This window comes from Pseudomonas syringae group sp. 247E2, assembly GCF_032587795.1.
Classification (GTDB): domain Bacteria; phylum Pseudomonadota; class Gammaproteobacteria; order Pseudomonadales; family Pseudomonadaceae; genus Aquipseudomonas; species Aquipseudomonas amygdali.
The window spans coordinates 40,460-57,586 of record NZ_JAWHPK010000029.1 but is presented as its reverse complement, the minus strand read 5'-3'; the positions used below and the strand labels follow the sequence as shown (position 1 = coordinate 57,586).

The window sequence follows — 17,127 nt, the reverse complement described above, 5'->3', positions numbered from 1 at the left end:
CTTACGTCATTCATAGGTTGATCGGTTGCAGTCAGTGGGTCACTCAGTGGTCTTCATTGCCGGCAGGGGCGTCAGCAGTGTCGATCGGCGCATCCACCACCGTTTGCGCGCCATTGGGCGTTTTCTGTACGGCAGCGTCGGCACCGGTGATCTGCTCACGCTGAGCGTCGACCTCTGCGCGGCGCTCGCTCGACGTGGATGGCAGCGGGTTCTGCCTGTCAGCGGCAGACACCGGCAGGGCGGCGAGGGACATCAGTAAAGTGGCAACAACAGGCAGCAGGGGGCTGGCCATCGGGAGAGTCTCCAAATAGAAATATGAAACAGGCAGACAGGCAAGTCGGCAGCTCGGGGCGGCCGACAGGTTCTTCAAAACGTGCGTGACAAGCAGAAAATTGCTGAACGGTAAAATACACGAATGCAATTTTATATATTTGATGGTATGTAAATTCACGTATCAACTATACGGATTTAACTTTGATTTAATCCCATAAAATTCATATTTAAGGCAATAAATTAGTGTTTTTTACTATTTTATAGAAATTAATATTCTTTTTTAAAAGCAGAGTGATCACTCTGTTTTTGGCATTGGCTACGGTTTTCCATGTGGCCGCATGCTGATGAGGACAAGTATCGCTGCCGCCTGAATACTGGCAGCAAGTGCCAGCGCTATCAGGTCGCTGTCAGGCCCGTTGAATAAAGTCCGGACACCACCGAAGAGTGCTGGCGCAAAGGCGTAGCAGCCTTGAGCGATGGCGACGATCAACGTCACCACGCGCGCAACCTGATGCCTGGGAAATTCCGCTTGGGCAATTAGCGGAGGCAGTGATGTCGCATTGCCGATACCCACACCGAAAAGAATCATGCCGGCCCATAACAGGGCAGAGCTTGTGCCTATAAACATCAGCACCACACAGCCCAGGCACTGGCAGGCGTAACTCAGGCAGGCGATGTGGCGTCGACAGGTGCCTGGCGCTAACAGCCTGCTGGACAGAGACCTGCCGAAGATAGCGCTGCAGGTAGCGACACCCATGGCCATACCTGCGGTCTGCTGTGTGACGTGATCAATCAGCAGCAGGAATAATTGGCTGATCAGGCCAATCTGTGCGAACAGCCCGAGCGACATGGCTGCCGCCAGCGTGAGGAATGGTCGGTTACTCCGTAACGTTATGGGCGCAGTGTCCTGGAATGGAGGCAGCTCAGTGGTTATCTGGAGAATGTCGTCGGGGTGCTGACCCAGATGTTCAGGCCTGAAGCGGAACACACCGAAAGCGAGGAGCGCGATCACACCTGTTGAAAGCACACCCACCACGACCGCAGCAAGGCTGAACCCGAACCGGTCAATCAGGTACACCCAGCCCGATGAAAAGACTACACCGCCGATGCTCGCGCCGTTATAGGCCATCGCCAATGCGCCAGGACGCTTGCTGACAAACCATGGCGAGATGGTAGCGTTGACCGCTGCCGCGCCCATGGTTACCCAACCGAATCCGCTCAGCGCCGCGGCGATGAACAATTGCCAGGGCTGATTGGCGATCGACCAGCCGTACACACCGACAGCAAGGGTTGCCGCCCCTGAAACCGTAATCCACGGGAGGCCATACCTTTTGTACAACGCAGGCAGGTTGACCACGACCAACGTACCTGCCAGAAAATGCACCGTGACCGCAGCCGAGCACAGCGCGGTCGACCAGCCGGTTCTCTGAATCACGGCATACATGAATATCGGCGGACCGTAAAAGCCGATGCCCCAGCCAAACACAGCCATCAGAAATGTAGCAGCGACGACTTTTCTGCCAAAAAAACTCGATTGATGCATGGGTGAATCCCTTCAAGTGGTTTGGCAGCAGTATGATGACCGCCTACGAGAACACTTCAGGGATGGCTGAACTATGGATGTTGAAGCAGCAGACCTCTCGCTGGCGGCAGTGGCGGGTGCCATTGCTGACCCAGCACGATCCCGAATGCTTTGCGCGCTACTGGACGGGCGCGCACGAACCGCGACCGAGCTGGCGGCGCTGGCCGATATAGGCGCATCGAGTGCCAGCGGCCATTTCGCGCGTTTGCGTGAGCAGGGGCTGGTGGAAATGCTCGTACAGGGCCGGCATCGTTACTATCGACTGGCCAATGCGCAGGTGGCGCAAGCGCTGGAAGCCTTGCTGTTACTGACTCAACACAGCGCCGTGCCCTTCAAACCCAACACGCCTTCGGCCTTGCGACAGGCTCGAACCTGTTACGACCACTGCGCCGGTGAAGTCGCCGTCAAGTTACACGATGCCTTACTGAAGGCCGGCTGGTTAAATGAGCAGGGCAAGGACTATGTGATCAGTGAGCGGGGTGTCGAATCACTGAATGCGCTGGGCATCGACGTAGACGCAGTACGTCAGCAACGCAGACGTCTGGCCTACGCCTGCCTGGACTGGAGCGAACGCGCCCCGCACATTGGTGGCGCTCTGGGGGCGGCGCTGCTGGAGCTGATGCTCACGCGCGGCTGGGTAAGCCGCCATCTGGACTCCAGAGCACTGAAGCTGACGGCCAAAGGGGTGGGCGGTATGGCGAAGGTGTTTGGGGTGTGAGACGTAACCACGCTGCTACCGAGCATGCCTGATAGCAGCGTGGCTCAGGCTCAAAAGCTGTACTTGGCCGTCAACGCATAGCTGCGTGGGTTGCCGTAGACGTCGGTAGAGCCCCATACCGAGCTTGCGCCAATCGCCGTGTAGTAGGTGCGGTCAAAGATGTTGTTGGCGTTCAGTTGCAAGTCGAGGTTCTTGCTCACTTGATACCCCGCCATCAGATCAGCAACGGCGTAGCTGCCTTGTTCCAGGCGATAGCTTCCATCGGTGAGCGCGATGTCGTTGTACATGCGGCTCTGCCAGTAGACGTTGCCGCCGACGCGCATCTTTTCCAGTGCGCCTTGCAGGCGGTAGACGGTCGATACCTTGAACAGGTGCTCAGGTGTGTCGGTGTTGAATTGCTGGTTCTTGTTCGCCGGATCGGTGTCCTTGAGGTAGTGGGTGCGGGCATAGGTGTAGCCTGCGCCGACTTGCCAGTTCTCGGTCAGCGCGCCTTGCAGTTCCATCTCGATGCCCTGACTGCGTACCAGACCGGCTGCGTCGTAACAGGTCAGGACCGCGCAGCCCGCCTGGGTCGGTGACTCGGTCTTGAGGTTTTTCTGGTCGATCCGGAACACTGCCAGGCTGGCATTGAGGGCGCCGTTGAAATATTCGCCCTTGATGCCGACTTCATAGTTTTCGCCCACGACGGGGTCTAGCACCTTGCCAGACAAGCTTTGCGCGCTCTGTGGCTGGAAGACATCGGTGTAGCTGGTGTACAGGGAATGGTGTTCATCCAGCTTGTAGATCAGCCCAGCGTAGCGGGTCAGATTGCGGGTGACCTTGTAGTCTTCATCGCCAGAGCGATCGTCGTAGTCGTACCAGTCCAGACGGCCGCCGAGGATCAGGGTCAGCGGGTCGGCCAGGCTCAGACGTGTAGTGAGGTAAATCGCGTCCTGAGTGGCGATGCTATGCGTCTTGCCATCGCGGACGAAGTCCGGCTTCGGCGCGCCAATCGGCAGTCCTGTGTCGTAGGGGCTGTATTCCTTGCTGGTCTTGTCGTACACGCGCCTGCTGGTGCCGACCACCACTTCATGGGTGCGCCCAAACGCTTCGACCGGTCCGCTGGCGTAGACATCGAACGCAGTCTGCTGCTCCTCAGGCTTGGACTGATAGGCCGTCGTTTCCAGCGGGCCGTTGTAGCGCGACAGGTAAGTACCTGAAAACAGACCGTCCAGCGACGAGCTCGAGCCTGCTACGCGTAGTTTCCAGTCGTTGTCGAAACGGTGCTCCAGCTCACCGAACACGGTGTCTATGCGGATTTTCTTGTTTTCCCAATCCGAGCCGGAATAGGTCGAGCGCGGCAGGTTCAGGTGATGGCCGTCAGTGCCGAGGGGCAGACCGCCCCAGAAGTAATTGGTCTGATCTTCCTGACGAGACAAGCCCAGAGTGGCGGTCGTGGCATCGTTCAGATCGGCCTCGACCACCCCGTAGAAAACGCCGTGATCGCTTTTTTCCTTGTCGCGGAAACTGTTGGCATCCTGGTAGGAACCGACTATTCGGCCGCGTACCGTGCGGCTATCGTTCAGTGGTCCGGAGGCATCGAATACGCCGCGGTAGTCGTCCCAGCTCCCGACCGTGCCGGTGAGGGTGACTTGTGGAACGGCGGTAGGACGTTTGCGCACCATATTGATCGCCGCTGAAGGGTTACCAGACCCTGTCGCCAAGCCTGTAGCGCCTCTGATCACCTCGACATGATCGAACATGGCCAGGTTGGGTTGAACGCCTGCCGTGTAGCCCGAGTAGGAGGCGGGCAGGCCGTCGTACATGATGTTGTCGATGTCGAAACCGCGAGAGGTGTAGGTTTGCCGACCCGGTCCGCTGGACTGGTCCAAAAACAGACCTGGGGTGTATTTCACCACGTCGTTGATGCTGGTCATGGCCTGGTCGTCCATGCGCTGACGAGTGACGACGGTCACAGCCTGCGGGGTTTCGCGGATGGTCAGCGGCAATTTGGTCGCTGTCTGCATCGGGCCCGTGGTGTAGGACTGACTGTCTTCGGTAGTAGAGCCAAGTTGGTCGCTGCTGATTTGCGTCGCGCCCAGCTCCATTGTCGTCGCCGATGACGCTTCTGTGGCTTGCGTTTCAGCGCCGTAGGCAGCGTGAGAAGTTGCGATCCAGATGCCCATTGTCAGCAGGGCAGGGGTAAAAAGAAAACGGCTTTGCGATTGCTGGCCCGGCATGAACCCGACACTCCCTGAAGCCGTCCATGGCTGGATGATAATAATGTTGATAACTGTTCGCATTATTGTGGCAGGTTGTTTCTGTCAGAAAAAGACACTGCGAACAAATAGTTAACAAAATTTTCACATTTCCACTGCGAGCACAGGTTCCTCTGTGCCGTACATCAGATGAGCTTTTGGCAGCGCTATCGGTCTTGAAGAGAGGGATCAGGCAGGCATTTTTCCAGCTGTGGAATTGCCCATTCGACGAATGCCTTGACCCGTGGCGAGAGCTGTAAGGCGTGCGGATAAACCAGTTGAATCGGCAGATCTGCCGTTTCGAAGTTATTGAGTACCCTGATCAGGCGACCGTCAGCCAGTTCATCTGCAACCTGGTAATGCATCAGCCGGGTCACGCCCAGACCCTGTACGCAGGCCAGGCTGGCGGCGCGGACCTGATTACAGACCAGTCTGGGTGTGATGTCCTGTATCAACTCTTTGCTCTGCTGTCGGAAGTACCACTGCCGGCCATGCGAAGCCAGCGTGATGCACGCATGCTCAGGCAGGGATTTCGGGGTGTCCAGAAGCGCGGCGGTGCGCAGGTAATCCGGGCTTGCACAGGTCACCAGCCGGGTCGCACCGATTCTGCGCGCGACCATCGCCGAGTCCGGGAGATGGCCGATGCGCAACGCCAGATCAAGGCGCTCGTCAAGCAGAGGCACGATCTGGTCATTGAGGTTCAGCTCGACGTTGATGTTCTGATGCTCGCAGAGAAAGGCGTTTACCAACGGGGCGATATAACGCTGTCCGAACTCGACAGGTGCCGTCACCCGAAGAAGGCCGCGTACGATTCCGTCGCGGCCATCAAGGCGCTGTTCCATATCATCGAAGTCCGCGAGCATGCGCCGGGTCCAGTGCAAATACTCCTCGCCCTCATCGGTCAGAGCCATGCGCCGCGTGCTGCGGTTCAACAGGCGTACGCCCAGATGACTTTCCAGAGCGGCCAGCGAGCGGACCAGCGACGCAACCGATTGCCCGGTGACATCCGCCGCCGAACTCAGACTGCCGCTGTCGACGATCCGCACGAAATTGGCCATTGCCTTGAGCCTGTCCATTGCCACCTTCTGATTTGTGCGATTAGTGCATAGGTCTTGTGAGGTCCGCAGCATAGGTGAAACCGCTGCCGTGGCCGACACTTGCGAAACTGCTTCCAACCGGAGTTTCAACCTCATGAGTCTGCAACCCAACCCCGCCCGGATTCTCGCATACGACCACATCGGTATTCGCGTCAGCGACCAAAACCGCGCACTGGCCTTCTATCAGGCGCTTGGTTTTGTCGAGAGTGCGCGTTTTCCACGTTACGAAGCCAACGAGATGCTCAGCCCGGACGGCGTGCGCATCAACCTGATCTTCAATGGCGTTCGCGTGCCCCGTGCTCACAACGTGTTGCTGGATGCCCCGCTGAAACTACCCGGCATGACGCACCCGGCGTTTATCGTCGATGACTTGCAGGCGCTCGAGCGCTGGCTCGACGCGCAGGGAATTGTCGTCACTGAAGGGCCGCACCCCATCGGCCCGCGACGAATTGCACTGTTCATCCGCGACCCCGATGGCAACGTTCTGGAATTCAATCAACTCGTCGATGGAGACACACAATGAAACTGTACGATCTGCAAGCCTCCGGCAACTGCTACAAAGTCCGCTTGTTCGCTGCCCTGGCCCATATCGAGCTTGAAGTGGTAGCGGTGGACTTTCTGAACGGCGAGCATAAAAAGCCACCACTGTCTGACCTCAATCCTCTGGGCGAATTACCTGTTCTACAAGATGGTCCGGTCGTCCTGCGCGACTCGCAGGCCATTCTGATTTACCTCGCTGGCGAATATGGCGGCCTGGCGTGGTGGCCCGCTCACCCTCAAGGCCAGGCCGAAATCGCCCAATGGTTGTCGTTCGCCGGCAACGAGATCCAGCACAGCCTTTGCGCGGCGCGACTGGTGCAGAAATTCGGCGCTGCGCTGAACAAGGCCGAGGCCCTGCAGAAATCGTCTGTTGTGTTGGGGCTACTCGACAAACACCTTGAACAGCATGACTGGCTGGCAATGGGGCGGCCTACGATTGCCGAGTGTGCGGTTTATCCGTATGTGGTGCTGGCACCGGAAGGCGGTGTGCAGCTGGGGGCGTATCCGAGTGTTTTGCGGTGGGTTGAACGGGTGGCGGGGCTGGCGGGTTACGAGTCGGTTTGATTCGGGCCGGTGGCCTGGCATTGATCGTGTAGGTGCCTGCCAGTTGCAGGACACCACTCGGCCACCGCAGCTGTACCTGCAACAACCATGACAGGTAACTCATCGAAAAACGCTATGAAAATCTTGTACATGAAATTACATTGGTACAAGTTTTATGGCTGCGGAGCATCGGATAGCTGGACCTGATGTGCTGGCTGCAGCCTGACGCCACAGCTTTTCAGATCCTTGCAGACGCCATGCGGAGCCTCTTCCATTGACTCAACCCCCTCGTCTCCACCTTGTCCTCGGCGATCAGCTTTCCTTCGATCTCGCGTCCCTGAAAGACCTGAACCTCGAGCGCGATACGGTCCTGCTGGTCGAAGTGATGGAGGAGGCGAGCCATGTGCCGCATCATCCGCAGAAAATCGTGCTGATCTTCAGCGCCATGCGTCATTTTGCCGAGGCGCTGCGTGAGCGCGGCGTTCGGGTGCAGTACGTCACGCTCGACGATCCGCAGAACACAGGCTCAGTGCCGGGTGAGTTGCGGCGCTGGCAGGCCCTGCTGCAAGCCAAAGAGCTGCACGTCACCGAGTGCGGTGACTGGCGGCTGGAGCAGTCGATCAAGGACAGCGGGTTGCCGATTCAATGGTATGCCGATACGCGCTTTCTCTGTTCCCGCGAAGAGTTTTCGTCGTGGGCGCAGGGTAAAAAGCAGTTGCGCATGGAGTTCTTCTACCGGGAGATGCGGCGCAAGAGCCGGTTGCTGTTGAACGGCGATGGCACACCGGTGGGCGGTGCCTGGAATTTTGATGCGGAAAACCGCAAGGCGCTGCCCAAGGGCGTCGCTGCGCCTTACCCGATGCGCTTCTCGGCAGACGGGATCACTCGCGACGTGCTGACACTGGTAGCTGAACGTTTTGCCAGTCATTACGGTTCGCTGGATGATTTCGATTACCCGGTGACGCATGTCGATGCTCAGGCGCTGTGGGACTACTTTCTCGATTTCGGGCTGGCCTGTTTCGGCGATTATCAAGACGCAATGGCCACTGATGAGCCGTTTATGTTTCACGCGCGGATCAGCGCTGCGCTGAACATCGGCCTGCTGGATCTGCGCCAGATCTGCAGTGACGTTGAGTCCGCGTACTGGTCGGGCAGGGTGGCGCTGAATGCCGCCGAAGGTTTCATTCGCCAATTGATCGGCTGGCGGGAATATGTGCGTGGCGTTTACTGGCTGAAAATGCCCGAGTATGCCGATGGCAACCTGTTCGGTAACAGCAGGCCGCTGCCGGAGTTTTACTGGACCGGCGAAACGAAGATGAACTGCATGAGTCAGGCGATCGGCCAGAGCCTCAAGCATGCCTATGCCCATCATATTCAGCGCCTGATGGTGACCGGCAACTTTGCGCTGCTTGCCGGTATCGTGCCGAGCCAGATCTGCGAGTGGTATCTGGCGATTTACATGGACGCTTTCGACTGGGTCGAGCTGCCCAATACGCTGGGCATGGTCATGCACGCCGATGGCGGCTACCTGGGCTCCAAGCCCTACTGCGCCAGCGGCCAGTACATCAAGCGCATGTCTGACTACTGCCGTGGCTGCGCTTACAAGGTCACTGAAAGCACGACTGACGATGCCTGCCCGTTCAATGCGCTCTACTGGCATTTTCTGATGCGCCATGGCGATCTTTTGCGGCGCAACCAGCGTATGGGCATTATTTACAAGAACCTTGATCGCATGGCTGAACCCAAACAGCAGGCGCTGTGGGAGCGAGGCGAGGCATTGCTGGCCAGACTCGATGCCGGAGAGGCACTTTGAAAAAGAGTGAACTGCCGGTCAAAACCTGTGTGGTCTGCGGGCTGCCGTTTACCTGGCGCAAGAAGTGGGCGCGCTGCTGGGATGAGGTGCTTTATTGCTCTGAGCGTTGCCGGCGAAACAAGCGCACTGCAAGCCAGTAGCGTTTTCAAAATATTTCGAAATGAAAAGTGCTGAACTATCGCTTCGCCAGCATGATCCTTTTCTATGCGCATTCAGCGCGACCCTGACAGGCGAGTGCATTCGCACTGAGCATTGATCCAGGGTCGCCGAACGAAAAGGAGCCGTCATGACTGTAACCACCCATCCCGTCTACCGATATACGCCAGGCCCGCTACACGCGACCTTGCTTGCAGGAACCGTTCCTCTGTTTCTTGGCGGATTGCTGAGCGACATCGCCTACTACCAGACCTTTCAGATTCAGTGGAGCAACTTTGCCGCCTGGCTGATTGCGGGAGGCTTGCTGTTCTGCGGGCTGGCGTTGCTGTTCGCGCTGGTCAATCTAGTGCGTGCGGATCACAAGGCCGGTCGTCCCGTGGTGTACTTTCTGTTGTTGCTGGTCACCTGGGTGCTGGGTCTGGTCAATGCTTTCGAGCATGCTAAAGACGCTTGGGCGGTCATGCCGTCTGGCTTGATCCTGTCGGTTATCGTGACCGTACTGGCCGGTGTTGCGACATGGACAGGGCTGACCAGCCTGCGTTCGGGAGGTGCAGAATGAAGCACTCTCACGCACTGACAGTATTGAGCATGGCGCTGCTGCTGAGCGCCTGTGGTGGTGAAGCGGACAGTACCCAGGCACGCGGGCCGGACCCGAAACTACCGGAACCGCAACGTGGCCTGTTGCCGAGCATGAAGATTGCCGAGCCCGTTGCATGGGGCGATCAAAAGCCGACCGTACCCGAGGGGTTCAGCATCACTGCGATTGCCACCGACTTGAGCATTCCGCGCCAGTCCCTCGTGTTGCCGAACGGCGACATCCTCATTGCCGAAGGTCGCGGCGGCAGTGCTGCCAAGCTCAAGCCCAAGGATGTGATTGCCAGCGTCATCAAAGCCCAGGGCAATACCAAGGTCAAAGGCGGCAATCGTCTGACCTTGCTGCGCGACGCGGACGGTGACGGCAAGTACGAGCTGAAGACAGTCTTTGCCGAAAACCTCAATGCCCCTTATGGCTTGGCGTTTGCCGATGGCAAGCTGTACGTGGCCAATCAGGACGCGCTGGTTCGCTTCGATTACCAGGACGGTCAGACCAAGGCCAGCGGTGAGCCGGTCAAGGTTACCGATCTGCCTTCGGCAATCAACCACCACTGGACCAAGGCACTGACTGTCAGCCCTGATGGTCGCTCCCTGTACGTTGGCATCGGCTCGAACAGCAACGTGACCGAGCGTGGCATGGAAGTCGAAATCGATCGCGCGATGGTCTGGCAGATCGACGCCGCAACCGGTGCCCACAAGCCTTATGCGACCGGTCTGCGTAACCCGACCGCGTTGACGATTCAGCCGGGTACCGGGCAGTTGTGGACGGTGGTCAATGAGCGTGACGAGTTGGGCCCTGATCTGGTTCCGGATTACCTGACCTCGGTGAAGGAGGGCGCGTTCTATGGCTGGCCGTATAGCTATTGGGGCCAGAACGTAGACACGCGTGCCCAGCCACAGAATCCGGCCAAGGTCGCTGCGGCGATCAAGCCGGATTACAGCCTGGGTTCGCACGTTGCCGCTTTGGGTGTGGATTTCTCCATCCCGGCCATGGGTGACAAGTTCGCTGACGGCGTCTTCGTTGGCGAGCACGGCAGCTGGAACCGCGATAATCCGGTTGGCTACAAGGTCATCTTTGTGCCGTTCAGCAATGGACGCCCTGCGGGTGAACCGGTGGACTTCGCAACGGGTTTCCGTGGTGCTGATGGCAAGACTCGCGGGCGGCCGGTAGGCGTGACGGTTGATCCGAAGGGCGCGCTCATCATCGCCGACGACCTGGCCAACACCGTCTGGAGAGTGACCCGCAACAAGTAGGTCACGACTGCCTGTGTGAGCGTTCCCATGCTCTGCATGGGAACGCCTTTCGTGACGCTCTGCGTCACCGACGAAACCTCGACGCAGAGCATCGGCCGGATAGCCAGTTTCCGCAGAAATTATCGCGGGTCGTTGACACAGAATTTCTCTCGCAAGGTGGCTTCGTCAAGGCTTTACACGGTAGGGTTAGGCGCATCCACGCGCTGGCCCGACGGGTCAGCTGCTGACATCCCCGAATTCTGGAACCGCTGTGAGTCGTTTTGAAACTGCTGGAAACCTCGTAATAAAACCCGCTTCATGGTGGGCTGTAGGCAGTGTATCCCTTGGGTCATTCGCTACCGTCACTACTGAATTTCTCCCTGTCGGGCTGCTGCCCGATATTGCTCGTGACCTGGGAACCAGCATCAGCCAAGCGGGCTTGATGATGGCTGTCCCCGGCATCCTCGCGGCCATTTCAGCACCTTCCTGTATTGCTCTGTTCAGTCATGTTGATCGCAAGCGCCTGCTGCTGGGGCTGCTGTCGATATTGCTGGCGTCCAATCTGATAGTGGCGCTGTCGACGCACTTCTGGCTGACGCTTGCCGGCCGGGTCCTGCTTGGCTTCGCACTGGGAGGTTTCTGGACGATTGCCGGTTCGCTCGGGCCTCGCTTGAGGCCCGGCAAGGAGGGCGTAAAGGCCACCGCGTATGTGCTGGCGGGCGTCTCGATCGGCACTGTTGCCGGTATTCCGGCTGGCACGTTGATCGGTGAAGCCTTCGGCTGGCGGACGGCATTTGAAACAGCGGCAGTGGTCACGGTTGCGGTAGGGCTGTTGATCGCAGCGTTTTTACCGGCGTTACCGGGCGAGCGCTCTGCCGGCATCAGTCAGATGCTGTCGCTGGCTGGCGAGCAACGCATTCGTCGTATGTTCGCCGCCGCACTGTTGATCTACGTCGGGCACTTCGCGGCGTACACCTACCTCGCGCCCTTCGTGCAGGAGTTCGCGCATATCCAGGGGCAGGCCCTGGGAGCATTGCTCTTCGCCTTCGGTCTGGCAGCGGTGGCAGGAAATCTGGCCGGGGGAGCCCTGGCAGCCAGAAGCGCGCCGTTCTCGGTGCTGATCATGACCCTGCTGATGCTGGGATCGTTGACCGCATTGCTGATGTTTGTCGGCAACCCGTGGCTGCTCTGGCCGGTGATTCTGGTCTGGGGGTTCGCTTTCGGGATGATCCCCATCACCACGCAGATCTGGTGTTTCGAGGCCTCCAATGACCGCGTGGAGGGTGTTCAGGCGTTACTGGTCTGTGTGGTGAATCTGTCGATTGGCGGTGGGGCGTTCATCGGCGGCGAGGTGTCCGGTCGGGCCGGCTTTACCGCCGCCATCGTCATCGGTGCGGTATGTGCCGCGCTGTCCATGTTCACCGTTGCGCTGGCGATACGTAGCTCCAGGTCGGTCATTTGCACAGACTGATTTGCCGCTAATGAGGTATCCGGCGATGCAGCATCCATCGCCGAATACCTGCTCACACCGTCAGCCTGCTTTGAAAAACGCGACCTTGCGGGTAAGGCGATCTGCAAGCTGTGCCAGCTCTTCGCTGGCGCTTGCCACCTGCTGCGATCCATTGGCGGACTTGAGTGTCGAGTCGTGAATACTGTTGATGTTCATGGCAACGTCTTCTGCCACCGAGCTTTGCTGAACCGCAGCGCTGGCGATTTGCGCATTCATGTGATTGATCGCGCCCACTTCCTGATTGATTCTGGACAGAGCACTTTGTGCGTTGCGTGTCTGGTCAACGGCGCGATTGACCAGTTCGCAGCTGTCGCGCATGTTCTGCGCCGCAGTTTCAGTACCGCCTTGCAGCGTGCTGATCATGTTTTGAATTTCCTGGGTCGACTGCTGGGTACGATTCGCCAGGGAACGAACTTCATCGGCGACGACCGCAAAGCCTCTGCCGTGCTCACCCGCACGGGCTGCTTCAATGGCCGCATTGAGCGCCAGCAGATTGGTTTGCGAGGCAATCGAGTTGATCACCTCGATCACCGTTTCGATCTGCTCGCTGTGCCTGGACACCTGCTCCACAGTATTTGTTGTTTCAGTCAGCGTGGCCGCCAGTTGCTCGATGGCAGTGGTAGTGCCTTCGACAAGGCGGTTACCGGTCGCCACTTCGCTGTCTGCCAAACGTGCAGCGTCCGCTGCCTGTGCTGCATAGCCCGAGACTTCATTGACAGTGGCGGCCATCTGGCTGATAGCGGTCGCCACCTGTTCGGCTTCACGGGTCTGCACCATGATCTGGGTATTGTTGGCAGATGAAGCCGCCGACAGCACGGTGGATGATTGGCTGACCTCTTGGGCAGCCGTCCTCACCTCTGTGATGGTTTCCGAGAGACGAGTCAACGCGGTTTTCAATACGCCCATGACGCTGTCGGGATGCGCGGTGGTGATGGTTTGCTGCAGATCGCCGGCCGCCAATCTTCGAATGGCCTGCGCAACCTCTACAGGCTCCGCGCCAAGCGTCTTTTTCACAAAGCGAATGATGAAAACCGACAGCACGATGCTCAGCAGCACGGCGAAAGCCGTTGCCAGCAGCATCAGGCCACGGAACTGGCTGGCGGTCGCCTGCACATTATCCAGCTGAACCCTGATCGAGGCTTCCTCATGGTCGATGAGCGCGTTGATGCGCTTCAGCCATTCGCTGTAGTCGCCCGATGTCTGGCTCAGCAAAAGGGCCTGGGCACCGGCGATGTCACCGGTACGGCGCAAGGCAATGACGCTTTTGGTAGAGCCCAGCGTCTGCTGTTCGATTTCCTTGATGCCACGCAGCAGTTGCCGCTCTTCGGCACTTACGGTCGGCCTGGAGAACAGTTGATCCATCGGTGCAGCCGAATCGATGTAGTCCTTTTCCAGGCGGGTCATCTCTTCCAGATGGAGCGCGAGGTCCTGATCATTGTTGACCAGCACCGCATCGCGCAGGGCGATCGCCCGGTTATGCACGCTACCACGAAAGTTGATCGCATAGCGTTGCACCTTTGCGGCATTGTCTCCAACGTCTTCCAGGGTGCTGTCGATGAAGCCAACCCGCTGAATGCCGACAGCGGTGATCAATATGAGCAGTGAAACGACCGCGGCAAACCCCAAGCCGATGCGGGTAGCCAGAGAAACCGGATTTTTCATGGAAGGAACTCGAACGGGGGAAGTGGATAAAGTCGAATCAAGCGCTGGCAAACGGCCATTCATTGCGAATAGTCAGACAATACCGTGCAGCCGGTCGGTCGCCAAATAGATATTTGCGTGCGGCGAGATAGACAGGTGTTATTTCAGAAATGTGTGACGGTTACGAGTGCTGTGATGTTGTCTTCGTAATCTAAGCGTTGCTGGTCACCGTTCTATCGGATGACTGCGGTCCATCAGGTTACCGGCGACGCTGTAACGTTCGCCGGCATCGGGTTTCTGCTGTGCGGATCAGACGAATCCGGTCACCAGATGCGGTACATAAGGTGCCTCAAGGCGTTGGATCTCTTCGTCGCTGAGCACCAGCTCCAGTGCGGCGATGGCATCGTCCAGTTGGGACGCTTTGGACGCGCCGACAATCGGTGCCGAAACCCCTCGTTTGGCCAATACCCAGGCCAGTGCGACCTGCGCCATCGGCACACCTCGTTCTGCTGCGACCTGTTCCACAACATCGATCACCCGGCCGTCTTCCTTTTCCGTCGCCTGGTAGAACGACTGACCGGAGACGTCGGTCCTGGTCCGCTCGGTCTGCTGCCCATGGGGCCGGGTCAGCCTGCCACGCGCCATCGGGCTCCAGGGCATCAGGCCGACACCCTGATCAATGCACAGCGGGATCATCTCGCGCTCTTCTTCGCGATACACCAGGTTCAGGTAGTTCTGCATGGACACAAACTTGCTCCACCCGTGCGCGACCGCGACCTGCTGGGCCTTGGCGAACTGCCATGCATACATGGATGACGCGCCGATGTACCTGGCCTTGCCTGCCTTGACCACATCGTGCAGGGCTTCCATGGTTTCCTCGATGGGCGTGTCATAGTCCCAGCGGTGAATCTGGTACAGGTCGACATAATCAGTGCCGAGCCGCGTCAGGCTCGCATCGATACTGGACATGATGGCTTTGCGCGAGAGCCCTTTCTCGTTGGGCCTTGTCGAGCCTTCCCACATGTTTGCCGGGAAGAACACCTTGGTGGCGATCACGGTTTCGTCGCGGCGCGTGAACTCTTTCAGCAACTTTCCGACGATGGTTTCCGAGGTGCCTGCCGAGTAGCTGTTGGCGGTGTCAAAAAAGTTGATGCCTTGCTCGACGGCGTGCTTGATGATCGGTCTGCTTGCTTCTTCGTCCAGTGTCCAGGGATGCGTTCCGGCATCAGGTTCGCCGAAGGTCATGCACCCAAGGCACAGTCTGGAAATATCCAGCCCTGTGTTTCCAAGCTTCACGTAGTTCATGAATTCTCCATCCATCGTTGATTGGCCAGTCGCCGACCGGTTTCGATATCACTCATTACCTCTTCAACGAGGGCAATGTCTGCCCGGAAACGACTGTCCTCCGAGCGACTGCTTGTGTAGAACTATAAGCGACGATACACATTACCGGAGCGATAATATGGCCAGATTTGCACAGGTGGGTTTTCTCGGGTTCGACGTATTCGGCACTGTTGTGGATTGGCGAGGTGGTGTGGCACGCGCCGCGGCGCCCTTTCTGCTGCGTCATGGCGTGAACGTCGACCCCCTCGTTTTTGCCGATCAATGGCGCGGGCTCTACCAGCCTTCCATGCAGCGCGTTCGCTCGGGTGAGCGTCCTTTCGTGACACTTGACGTGCTCAACCGGGAGAGTCTGGAAACCGTGCTGGCACGGCACGAGGTAGACTTCGGCAGCATTCCGGATAACGAACTGATCGAGCTCAACAAGGCGTGGGAACGGCTTGATCCATGGCCCGATTCCGTCGCCGGCCTCACGCGGCTCAAGCGCAGGTTCTCTATTGGCACGCTTTCCAACGGGCATATTGCCGGCATGCTCAACCTGGCAAAGTTCGCTGGCTTGCCGTGGGACGTAATTGTCGGCGCGCAAATAGCGGGCTCTTACAAACCAACGCCGCAGACCTACCTGAAATCGGCAGACGCCGTGGGCCTGGCCCCGCAAGCAGTCGCGATGGTGGCTGCGCATAACTCCGACCTGGCGGCTGCCCGTGCGAATGGCTTCAAGACGGTATTCGTCCGACGCCCGTCCGAGCACGGGCCAGGCCAGACGTCTGACCTTACTGCCGAACAGGACTGGGACGTTATTGTCGACTCTCTGACCGACGCAGCCGAGGCGCTCGGATGCTGAACGCAGATAAAATGGCTAGGGGATAACTTACTCCCGTAAATCCTTCCACATATGCACCTTGGAGACGAACCGGCTGCCTACGGCAACTGCAAGTGGTTCAACGCCAAAGGTCACAAAGCCCATGCGCTCATAAAGCCCCTGTGCTGCGGCATTACCCTGCGTGACGGTGAGCTGTACGACCAGAAGCTCAGGACGGGATCTGGCATGCTCGAGCACGCTGCACATCAATTGGTAGCCAATGCCTCTGTTTCTGTGAGCCTGAGGCACGTACATCCCGAACAAGGTTGACTTGTGCCGGGCCTTATTTCGGGTTTCAACGGACAACCCGGCTACGCCCAGCAGTTTGTTGTCTTCGACGGCGGCAAACACTGCTTCGGTCGACGTATTGCTGTTATCCAGCCTGTTTTCCCACCATTCGCCAGGCAGCGTTTCACGTTCTTTCACATCAGAGGTAAAGGCGTCCGGGTGGCGATCATATGCCTCAAGCATCAACGCGCGATAAGCCACTGCATCGGTCGGGGTCAGTCGTCGGTAAGTAAGGGTCATGAAAGGAGGATTCGTCTGATTCAGGCGTTGAGTATTGCACCCGGAGGCGGGAAAAGTCTTAACCGCACGCTGAGTTTTAAACAGATGTCTGGTTCGCGCAGCAGTGCCGTTTGACGGACACTTTGGGGGTTTGTAACTTTTTGTTTGCCTCACTGCCAAAAATCATGGTTATTATCCCGGGCGCTCAGGGCCAAAAACCCAGCGTCAATGATTGCCATGGGTCTACAACCCCGCAGTCGCAGCCGATCGGGTCCACCCTGGCGCTGACACCCGGCGCAGGCCGTTCCCCGTCGTTGACCCTCAAACGGAAGATGAGGTTTCAATTGGTCACGCGGTATGCAAACGTCAGTTCCAAGGGCAGAGCGATCAGTCTCGTCAACGAGCCAGCCACCCCCCTTTCTGTATGCGAGTCGCGCCTTGCCGCGTTCGCCCGTCATTTCTCTGCGATCCCCCCAAGCG

General features: G+C 58.3%; 16 protein-coding genes. 9 read left to right on the top strand and 7 right to left on the bottom strand.

The window, feature by feature from the left end:
* Positions 1–43: 43 nt before the first annotated feature.
* Together RYC18_RS22905 and RYC18_RS22900 are read right to left on the bottom strand one after the other, a co-directional pair.
* Positions 44–292: a hypothetical protein gene (locus tag RYC18_RS22905; protein ID WP_002552767.1), complete on the bottom strand. Its 249-nt coding sequence runs from the start codon at positions 290–292 to the stop codon at positions 44–46.
* A 297-nt stretch (positions 293–589) separates the two neighbouring features.
* A complete protein-coding gene (locus RYC18_RS22900) occupies positions 590–1,816 on the bottom strand; it encodes an MFS transporter (protein WP_316886884.1) in 1,227 nt (408 codons plus the stop codon).
* A gap of 73 nt (positions 1,817–1,889) precedes the next feature.
* Here RYC18_RS22900 and RYC18_RS22895 point away from each other — a divergent pair, with 73 nt between their 5' ends.
* Positions 1,890–2,573, top strand: a complete 684-nt coding sequence (locus RYC18_RS22895; RefSeq protein ID WP_117139958.1) for an ArsR/SmtB family transcription factor — start codon at positions 1,890–1,892, stop codon at positions 2,571–2,573.
* Between the two features lie 50 nt (positions 2,574–2,623).
* Here the strand turns inward: RYC18_RS22895 and RYC18_RS22890 are convergent, their stop codons facing one another.
* The gene (locus RYC18_RS22890; RefSeq protein WP_316886883.1) at positions 2,624–4,792 is read right to left on the bottom strand and encodes a TonB-dependent siderophore receptor; all 2,169 of its coding nucleotides are present in this window, start codon (positions 4,790–4,792) and stop codon (positions 2,624–2,626) included.
* A 185-nt stretch (positions 4,793–4,977) separates the two neighbouring features.
* A complete protein-coding gene (locus RYC18_RS22885) occupies positions 4,978–5,886 on the bottom strand; it encodes a LysR family transcriptional regulator (RefSeq protein ID WP_316886882.1) in 909 nt (302 codons plus the stop codon).
* 115 nt (positions 5,887–6,001) lie between these two features.
* On the opposite strand from RYC18_RS22885, the gene RYC18_RS22880 reads away from it, so the two are divergent.
* The 7 genes from RYC18_RS22880 (at position 6,002) to RYC18_RS22850 (ending at position 12,257) form a co-directional block, all read left to right on the top strand.
* A complete protein-coding gene (locus tag RYC18_RS22880; protein ID WP_005731427.1) occupies positions 6,002–6,430 on the top strand; it encodes a VOC family protein in 429 nt (142 codons plus the stop codon).
* On the top strand, positions 6,427–7,011 hold the full coding sequence (locus RYC18_RS22875) for a glutathione S-transferase (RefSeq protein WP_316886881.1): 585 nt from the start codon (positions 6,427–6,429) through the stop codon (positions 7,009–7,011). Before RYC18_RS22880 ends, RYC18_RS22875 begins: the two co-directional genes overlap by 4 nt.
* A gap of 253 nt (positions 7,012–7,264) precedes the next feature.
* Positions 7,265–8,803 (top strand): cryptochrome/photolyase family protein, encoded by a 1,539-nt coding sequence (locus RYC18_RS22870; protein ID WP_042916473.1) that lies wholly within the window; start codon positions 7,265–7,267, stop codon positions 8,801–8,803.
* A complete protein-coding gene (locus RYC18_RS22865) occupies positions 8,800–8,943 on the top strand; it encodes a DUF2256 domain-containing protein (RefSeq protein ID WP_004658371.1) in 144 nt (47 codons plus the stop codon). Before RYC18_RS22870 ends, RYC18_RS22865 begins: the two co-directional genes overlap by 4 nt.
* 146 nt (positions 8,944–9,089) lie before the next feature.
* Positions 9,090–9,518, top strand: a complete 429-nt coding sequence (locus tag RYC18_RS22860; RefSeq protein WP_002552775.1) for a DUF2231 domain-containing protein — start codon at positions 9,090–9,092, stop codon at positions 9,516–9,518.
* Entirely contained in the window at positions 9,515–10,807 is a 1,293-nt protein-coding gene (locus tag RYC18_RS22855; RefSeq protein WP_005744287.1) for a PQQ-dependent sugar dehydrogenase, read from the top strand. Before RYC18_RS22860 ends, RYC18_RS22855 begins: the two co-directional genes overlap by 4 nt.
* A 250-nt stretch (positions 10,808–11,057) precedes the next feature.
* Positions 11,058–12,257: an MFS transporter gene (locus tag RYC18_RS22850; RefSeq protein WP_057404039.1), complete on the top strand. Its 1,200-nt coding sequence runs from the start codon at positions 11,058–11,060 to the stop codon at positions 12,255–12,257.
* Between the two features lie 60 nt (positions 12,258–12,317).
* Here RYC18_RS22850 and RYC18_RS22845 read toward each other — a convergent pair whose 3' ends face one another.
* Together RYC18_RS22845 and RYC18_RS22840 are read right to left on the bottom strand one after the other, a co-directional pair.
* Positions 12,318–13,958: a methyl-accepting chemotaxis protein gene (locus RYC18_RS22845; RefSeq protein WP_005744289.1), complete on the bottom strand. Its 1,641-nt coding sequence runs from the start codon at positions 13,956–13,958 to the stop codon at positions 12,318–12,320.
* 288 nt (positions 13,959–14,246) lie between these two features.
* Positions 14,247–15,242, bottom strand: coding sequence for an aldo/keto reductase (locus tag RYC18_RS22840; protein ID WP_005783136.1), 996 nt, complete (start codon positions 15,240–15,242; stop codon positions 14,247–14,249).
* A gap of 157 nt (positions 15,243–15,399) precedes the next feature.
* Here RYC18_RS22840 and RYC18_RS22835 point away from each other — a divergent pair, with 157 nt between their 5' ends.
* The gene (locus tag RYC18_RS22835) at positions 15,400–16,122 is read left to right on the top strand and encodes a haloacid dehalogenase type II (protein ID WP_316886880.1); all 723 of its coding nucleotides are present in this window, start codon (positions 15,400–15,402) and stop codon (positions 16,120–16,122) included.
* Positions 16,123–16,149: 27 nt separating this feature from the next.
* On the opposite strand, the gene RYC18_RS22830 is transcribed toward RYC18_RS22835, so the two are convergent.
* Positions 16,150–16,668, bottom strand: a complete 519-nt coding sequence (locus RYC18_RS22830; RefSeq protein WP_057402498.1) for a GNAT family N-acetyltransferase — start codon at positions 16,666–16,668, stop codon at positions 16,150–16,152.
* Positions 16,669–17,127: the final 459 nt, after the last annotated feature.